Genomic DNA, 6,000 nt, shown 5'->3' on the forward strand with positions numbered 1-6,000 from the left:
GATATGGATGACGAGCGTTGAGTGTTTGGAGGTTGGTGGNCGGCTTTCCACTCCGCCATGGGCCTTGAGGCGGTGGATATGGATGACGAGCGTTGAGTGTTTGGAGGTTGGTGGGACGAAGAGATTGCGCAGCGCAGAAAAGATAAAGATGGAGACCTCCGGTGATCGCAAGCCCTCATCATGCCCTCCCGGTTTCGCAAGGGTAGATGCGAGTTTTCAGCTCGATTGTTCAATCCCTTATGAGATCGATGTTCGACCTGGGGCATGACCTGGCGTTTCGCCGCTCCATACGACCGCAACTTGTCGGCGACGATGCGCTTCGGAGCGACGCCTTCCTTCTTCAGAAGCCGGATCAGCAACCGCTTGGCGGCCTTTGTATTTCGGCGAGTCTGCACGATTTCATCGAGAACATAACCATCATGGTCGACGGCGCGCGCCGAGGGAATGGCTGCTCTATCCGAAAAGCGCACGCCTAACTGGAAAGGACGCTGACAGTGGCTGAAGTTTATGATGCCCCTCTGCCGTGGGATGGCAAGATCGAGATGCCGCTGACCCTGTTCCGCACGGCGGTCAGGGAAGAGTGGATCGACGTGTTCGAACACGTGAATGTCGCCCACTATGTGACCATCGGCGATCACGCGAACTGGGCTTTCTGGAACTGGGTGAACGGCCACGACGGGACCATGGAGGCGCGCGGAGGCCATGAATACGTGATCGTCGAGAACCACGTCCGCTACATCGACGAATTGGCCCTGGGCACTCCGATCCATGTCACCACGCAACTCATCGCTGCGGACGACAAGCGCTACGTCCTTTTCCACCGCATCTGGAAGTCGGGGACCAACGAACTGGCCGCCACGAACGAGGTGAAGTGTCTCGGGTTCAACCTGACGGTGAGGCGGTCGGAAAACTGGCGGCCCGTCGTCGCCGAGCGGCTCGAACAGATTCTCCAAGCGCAAGCGGAAGAGGAAATCCCGGCGGTTGCCGGCCAAGGCATCGCCCTGAAGAAGAGGTAAGGCCATGCGGTGCTGCCACGTTGTCCGAAAAAGAACGGGATTGAGTATCTGGGCCCGATTTAGGACAGCATTTCGGTCACAGTTTCCACTCCGCCAGCGCGGTCGAAACGTCATGCCGCTGCGCCACCTGCGTCACACAGGCTCCGGGCGAAAACGCCTCCTCCAAAGTCTGACGTAAGCGCGAATTTCCCCGCACCTTTTGCTGTTGAGTGCTCTGATGCATGAGGTGTCCACCAAAATAGGTGGACACCAAGTGATGGAAGAAGATGAGCAGAAACTGCGGGTGAGGCTTGTCGGTCGGGACGGGCGACGCCGATACGACCCGGCATCGAAGGAGCGTCTTGTCTCGGCCTGCCTTGAGCCTGGCGTGTCGGTATCGAGGCTCGCGCTCGAACATGGGGTCAATGCGAACCTTCTTCGCAAGTGGATAAAGAAGCGCGCGGAGACCCAGTCCCTGCCGCCGTCCCGGCCACCTGCGTTCATCCCGGTTCAGATTGAAAGCACTTCCGATCGGGCCTTGCTGCGACAGAGCAGCATGGCTGCGGTGGATTTGCCGGGGACTTGCGATGGGGTGCGTAGGTCGGCCTCGAAAAGAACTGCGCCTTTTTCCTCTCCAGCCAAGGTGAGCGCATCGCTGCCGAACGGCGTGAAGTTGACGCTGGAATGCGGTGATGTGGATGCATTGACGGCGACCATCGGAGCACTGGGTCATGTTCAGACTGGGCGCTGACCTGAAAGTCTACCTGCACCGCGAGCCGATCGACTTCCGGGCCGGCATCAACAGCCTTGCGGTCCTGGTCCAAGAGACGATGGCGCTCGATCCGTTTGCTCCGGCGGTTTTTGCGTTCTGCAATCGCCGTCGCGACCGGATGAAACTCCTGTTCTTTGACCGGTCGGGCTTTGTGCTGGTCCTGAAGCGGCTGACCGAGGACAAGTTCCGGTGGCCGCGCCGAGAGGCAGCGGTGGTCACGCTTACGACCGAGCAATTGCACTGGATCCTCGACGGCATCGACATCGATGCGATGGTCCGCCATCCGGTGCGGCAATATCAGGTTGCCGGTTGAGGGCTCTCGAATTGAGCGATTGACGCGGCGGCATGCTTTCGATTCAAGAATCTGATGAACCGACCCGGCGAACCGACTGTTGAAGCGTTGATGGCGCGCATTGCTGCGCTGCAGGGGCAGAACCGTCAACTCGCCGAACGGGTCGTCAAACTCGAGGAAGAGCTGGCGCTTGCACGACTGCATCGTTTTGCGCCGAAGAGCGAAAAGCACATTGACCGCCTCTTCAATGAAGCCGAACAGGCCGCGGATGAGGATGACGCCGACAGCGAAGATGGCGATGTCGTTGTCCTGCCGGACACGGGCTTGCCGGCGACCGAAGGGGCGACGGGAAAGAAGCGCGGCCGCAAGGCCTTGCCGGAAAACCTGCCGCGCGAGCGTGTCGAGTATGACCTTCCCGACGACCAGAAGGTCTGTCCTTGCTGCCGTCACCAGATGCATCGCATGGGCGAGGCCGTTACCGAGCAACTTCATATCGAGGTGAAGGCGAAGGTTCTGCAGAATGTGCGGTTCAAATATGCTTGCCGCCATTGTGAGCGCACCGGCATCAACACGCCGGTCGTGACCGCGCCGATGCCCGCGCAACCCTTGCCGGGCAGCATCGCCACGGCTTCGACGCTGGCCTTCGCGCTCGTTCACAAATACGTCGACGGCACACCGCTCTACCGCCTGGCGCAGGCCTTCGAGCGCGCCGGTGTTCCTGTCAGCCGTGGCGCTCTGGGCCACTGGGTGATCGGCTCGAGCGAAAAGCATCTCGCCCGCATCTATGACGTGCTGAAGCTGCGGCTCAGATCGCAGCCCCTCATCCATGGCGACGAGACCACGGTCCAGGTGCTGAAGGAAATGGACAGAGCGGCCGCCAGCACCTCGTACATGTGGGCATACCGGAGCGGCCACGACAGTGACGAGCCGATCGTGCTGCTCGATTATCAGCCGGGTCGCGGCCAGATACACCCGCAGACCTTCTTGGGCGATTACCGCGGCATCGTGATGAGTGATGGCTATTCCGCCTGGCGCACGCTGGAAGGAGCAACGCATCTTGGCTGCATGGCTCATTCGAGGCGGCGCTTCGTCGATGCCCTAAAGGCGAGGAAGAAGGGTGGCGGCCCGCCGGAACAGGCACTCCGGTTCTTCGAACAGCTCTATCGGGTTGAAAGGCAGGCGCGGAACCAAATCCCCGATGACGGCGAAACGCGAGATCACTGCATTCGCCGCTTCCGCCAGCAACATAGTGTCCCCATCCTCCAGGCTCTCAAGGCATGGCTCGACGACTTCGCCCCAAAAGTCTTGCCGGACAGCAAGCTCGGCGACGCCGTCTCCTACACCCTGAACCAATGGGGATATCTGACTCGTTACACCGAGGACGGCAGCATGCCGATCGACAACAATCTTCTCGAGCGTGACATCAGAATCTTTGCCACTGGCCGGAAAAGTTGGCTGTTCAGTGATACCGTCGACGGAGCCAGGGCCAGCGCCGTCATCTACAGCCTGATGTTGACCTGCCGCGCCTGTGGCGTCGAGCCGTTAGCGTGGCTGCGCCGCGTCCTCACTGAACTACCTCAGCGCCCCGAGAACGCAGCCATCGACGATCTGCTGCCCTTCAACTTCGCCAAAGCAACAGCAGTCTGATCAGACCAGATACAAGTTCCCAATTCGAAGGCCATCCGTCGAAAGCGCCGGCGTCAACGTGCAGCGAAAATAGCGCTTACAGTCTGACGCCATTCCTCCTCGTTCCACCGCCGCCGACGTCGGGGTCTGTGAGCAATGTGATCTGACCCATCAACCGCTCCTAAGTGCGCTCATAAGAGACACGCTTAAGGCCAGTCGTTCATCACCGAGACAAGGGATCCGTACTCATGCGTATTCGGTCGGACTTGGTAATCAGGCGATGGTCTCTGCCGCTGATGTCATGAATGAGCTCTTGGACGATCACCGCGTCCGCGCCGTGAATTCTACCTCGAAGGCATCCCAGATGCGATGGCCTTATCAGCCGGGGGGCCTTAAGGCGGCGCGCAAAGGATTCCCGTGGTGGTCCTCAAGGGCGGCCGGACTAGCGCAGGCGGTCGAGCTGCCCCAGTCACACACCGCCTCTCTAGCGGGCAACGATGTTGTCATGTGGCCCTGTTCCGGCGATTGGGCTTTGTCGACGTACGCACAGCTACGGAGGCCATGGAAACGCTCAAGATGCTGACTTATGCCACTCAGCCTAACGACTTGAGCAATCCCAACAGAGGAATTCACCAATGGGCGTTCTCAGCGGGGTGAAGATTATTGAAATGGTCGGGCTTGGCCCTGGACCATTTTGCGGGATGTTGCTTGCCGATCTCGGTGCCGACGTGATTGCAGTGGAGCGTCCGGCCGCTGACGCGGGCAATCCCCGGCCGTGGGAGCTATGCAGTCGTGGCAAGCGTTCGATGGTTCTGGATGTCAAGAAGCCTGGAGCTGTCGAGACTTTCCTGGAACTGATCGATGGGGCCGACGCCCTGATCGAAGGCATGCGACCGGGCGTAATGGAACGCCTCGGCTTGGGTCCGGAGGTTTGCCTCGCACGTCGTCCTTCCTTGGTCTATGGCCGGATGACCGGGTGGGGACAGTATGGCCCACTGTCTCAGGTAGCAGGACATGATGCCAATTACGTGGCTGTTTCTGGTGCTCTATGGTTGGCGACACAGTCTGGTCAGCAGCCCGATGCTCCACCCGGACTGCTAGGCGATGTCGCCGGGGGCGCGCTGTATCTCGCGATCGGCCTCCTCGCGGGCATTCTGCGTGCCAGGCAGGACGGCCAAGGGCAAGTCGTCGACGCGGCGATGGTCGATGGCTCGGCGCACTTGCTAAATTTTGCGATATCTTTTCTCCCCGACCACTATGGAGGCTCCTTCGAGAAGGCGCGGCCCGCGGCTCTTGGGATGCACTGGGATCGTCCCTATCTCTGCGCCGACGGCGAATGGATCGTTATACAAGCTGTCGAACCAAAATTTTACGCCGAACTCATCAGGCGCCTCGGGCTCGACCAAGACGAGCGTTTCGTCAACGAACAACGAAATCCGGCGGCTTGGGCCACTCTTGGAGATGAGCTTTCGGTACTGTTCAAGACAAAGAGCCGCGCCGAATGGACTCGGCTGCTTGAAGGCACGGACACCTGCTTTGCTCCGGTCCTGGCACCCGAAGAGGCGGCGGCACATCCCCATAACATTGCTCGCGACATCTACAAGACCATTGACGGCGTCCTGCAAACAGCTCCCGCACCACGATTCTCAGTCACTCCATCGGCCGAACTGGTCTCTGTCCCGCCGCGTGGCGCGCATACCAAAGACGTTCTCGCCGAACTCCAAATAAATTCGAAGCGGACAGGAGATCGTGGACAAGCGACTGCGGTTGGATCGCCTGGCTGACATGAAGAGCTGACATGAGTTCGCAATGCAGCCTGCTATCGAGGCCACAGCGCCGCAGCCCGAGTTGGAGTATGTTAGCNACTCCAAATAAATTCGAAGCGGACAGGAGATCGTGGACAAGCGACTGCGGTTGGATCGCCTGGCTGACATGAGAGCTGACATGAGTTCGCAATGCAGCCTGCTATCGAGGCCACAGCGCCGCAGCCCGAGTTGGAGTATGTTAGCACCATGTTTGTTTCGCCTGTCATGCAAATCGAGAAGGGATGGATAGACTACAACGGCCATCTCAACATGGCCTATTACAACGTGCTCTTCGACCGTGCTGGAGATGACGCGTTCGAGAAGATAGGCCTCGGGGCCGAATACGCCCGGACGCGCGCCTTGACGAGCTATTCTGCCGAAGTGCACGTCTGTTATGTCCGGGAGCTGCACTTCGGACACAGCGTCACCGCAACATTCCAGCTGCTGGACCACGACGAGAAGCGCATGCGCTTCTACCAAGAGCTTCGCCACGTCGACGGATGGCTGGCG

6 protein-coding genes and 1 pseudogene are annotated in these 6,000 nt (G+C 59.8%); 6 read left to right on the top strand and 1 reads right to left on the bottom strand.

Features of this window, described 5'->3' with window-relative positions:
- Window positions 1–41: 41 nt before the first annotated feature.
- Window positions 42–434: pseudogene (locus X733_RS1000000168795) on the bottom strand (DDE-type integrase/transposase/recombinase); the annotation flags it as partial.
- A gap of 60 nt (window positions 435–494) precedes the next feature.
- Here X733_RS1000000168795 and X733_RS138645 point away from each other — a divergent pair.
- From X733_RS138645 to X733_RS0135885, 6 genes are all read left to right on the top strand, one after another.
- Window positions 495–1,016, top strand: coding sequence for a thioesterase family protein (locus tag X733_RS138645; protein WP_023820094.1), 522 nt, complete (start codon window positions 495–497; stop codon window positions 1,014–1,016).
- Window positions 1,017–1,272: 256 nt separating this feature from the next.
- Complete coding sequence (locus tag X733_RS1000000168800; protein WP_196813784.1) at window positions 1,273–1,746, top strand: transposase; 474 nt, start codon at window positions 1,273–1,275, stop codon at window positions 1,744–1,746.
- Entirely contained in the window at window positions 1,727–2,080 is a 354-nt protein-coding gene (gene tnpB, locus X733_RS138635) for an IS66 family insertion sequence element accessory protein TnpB (RefSeq protein WP_014761846.1), read from the top strand. Before X733_RS1000000168800 ends, tnpB begins: the two co-directional genes overlap by 20 nt.
- A gap of 54 nt (window positions 2,081–2,134) precedes the next feature.
- Complete coding sequence (locus X733_RS138630) at window positions 2,135–3,706, top strand: IS66 family transposase (RefSeq protein WP_023820097.1); 1,572 nt, start codon at window positions 2,135–2,137, stop codon at window positions 3,704–3,706.
- Window positions 3,707–4,320: 614 nt separating this feature from the next.
- Window positions 4,321–5,469: a CaiB/BaiF CoA-transferase family protein gene (locus X733_RS138625; protein WP_023820098.1), complete on the top strand. Its 1,149-nt coding sequence runs from the start codon at window positions 4,321–4,323 to the stop codon at window positions 5,467–5,469.
- Window positions 5,470–5,715: 246 nt separating this feature from the next.
- Window positions 5,716–6,000: thioesterase family protein (locus X733_RS0135885; RefSeq protein ID WP_031194132.1), on the top strand; the 285-nt coding region annotated here is incomplete at its 3' end.

The organism is Mesorhizobium sp. L2C066B000 (genome assembly GCF_000502335.1).
Taxonomy (GTDB): Bacteria; Pseudomonadota; Alphaproteobacteria; order Rhizobiales; family Rhizobiaceae; genus Mesorhizobium.

Excerpts from the sequence above, each read along its gene's own strand:
- tnpB (WP_014761846.1), top strand. The coding sequence starts at position 1,727 with ATGTTCAGACTGGGCGCTGACCTGAAAGTCTACCTGCACCGCGAGCCG.
- X733_RS1000000168800 (WP_196813784.1), top strand. The coding sequence starts at position 1,273 with ATGGAAGAAGATGAGCAGAAACTGCGGGTGAGGCTTGTCGGTCGGGAC.
- X733_RS138625 (WP_023820098.1), top strand. The coding sequence starts at position 4,321 with ATGGGCGTTCTCAGCGGGGTGAAGATTATTGAAATGGTCGGGCTTGGC.
- X733_RS138630 (WP_023820097.1), top strand. The coding sequence starts at position 2,135 with ATGAACCGACCCGGCGAACCGACTGTTGAAGCGTTGATGGCGCGCATT.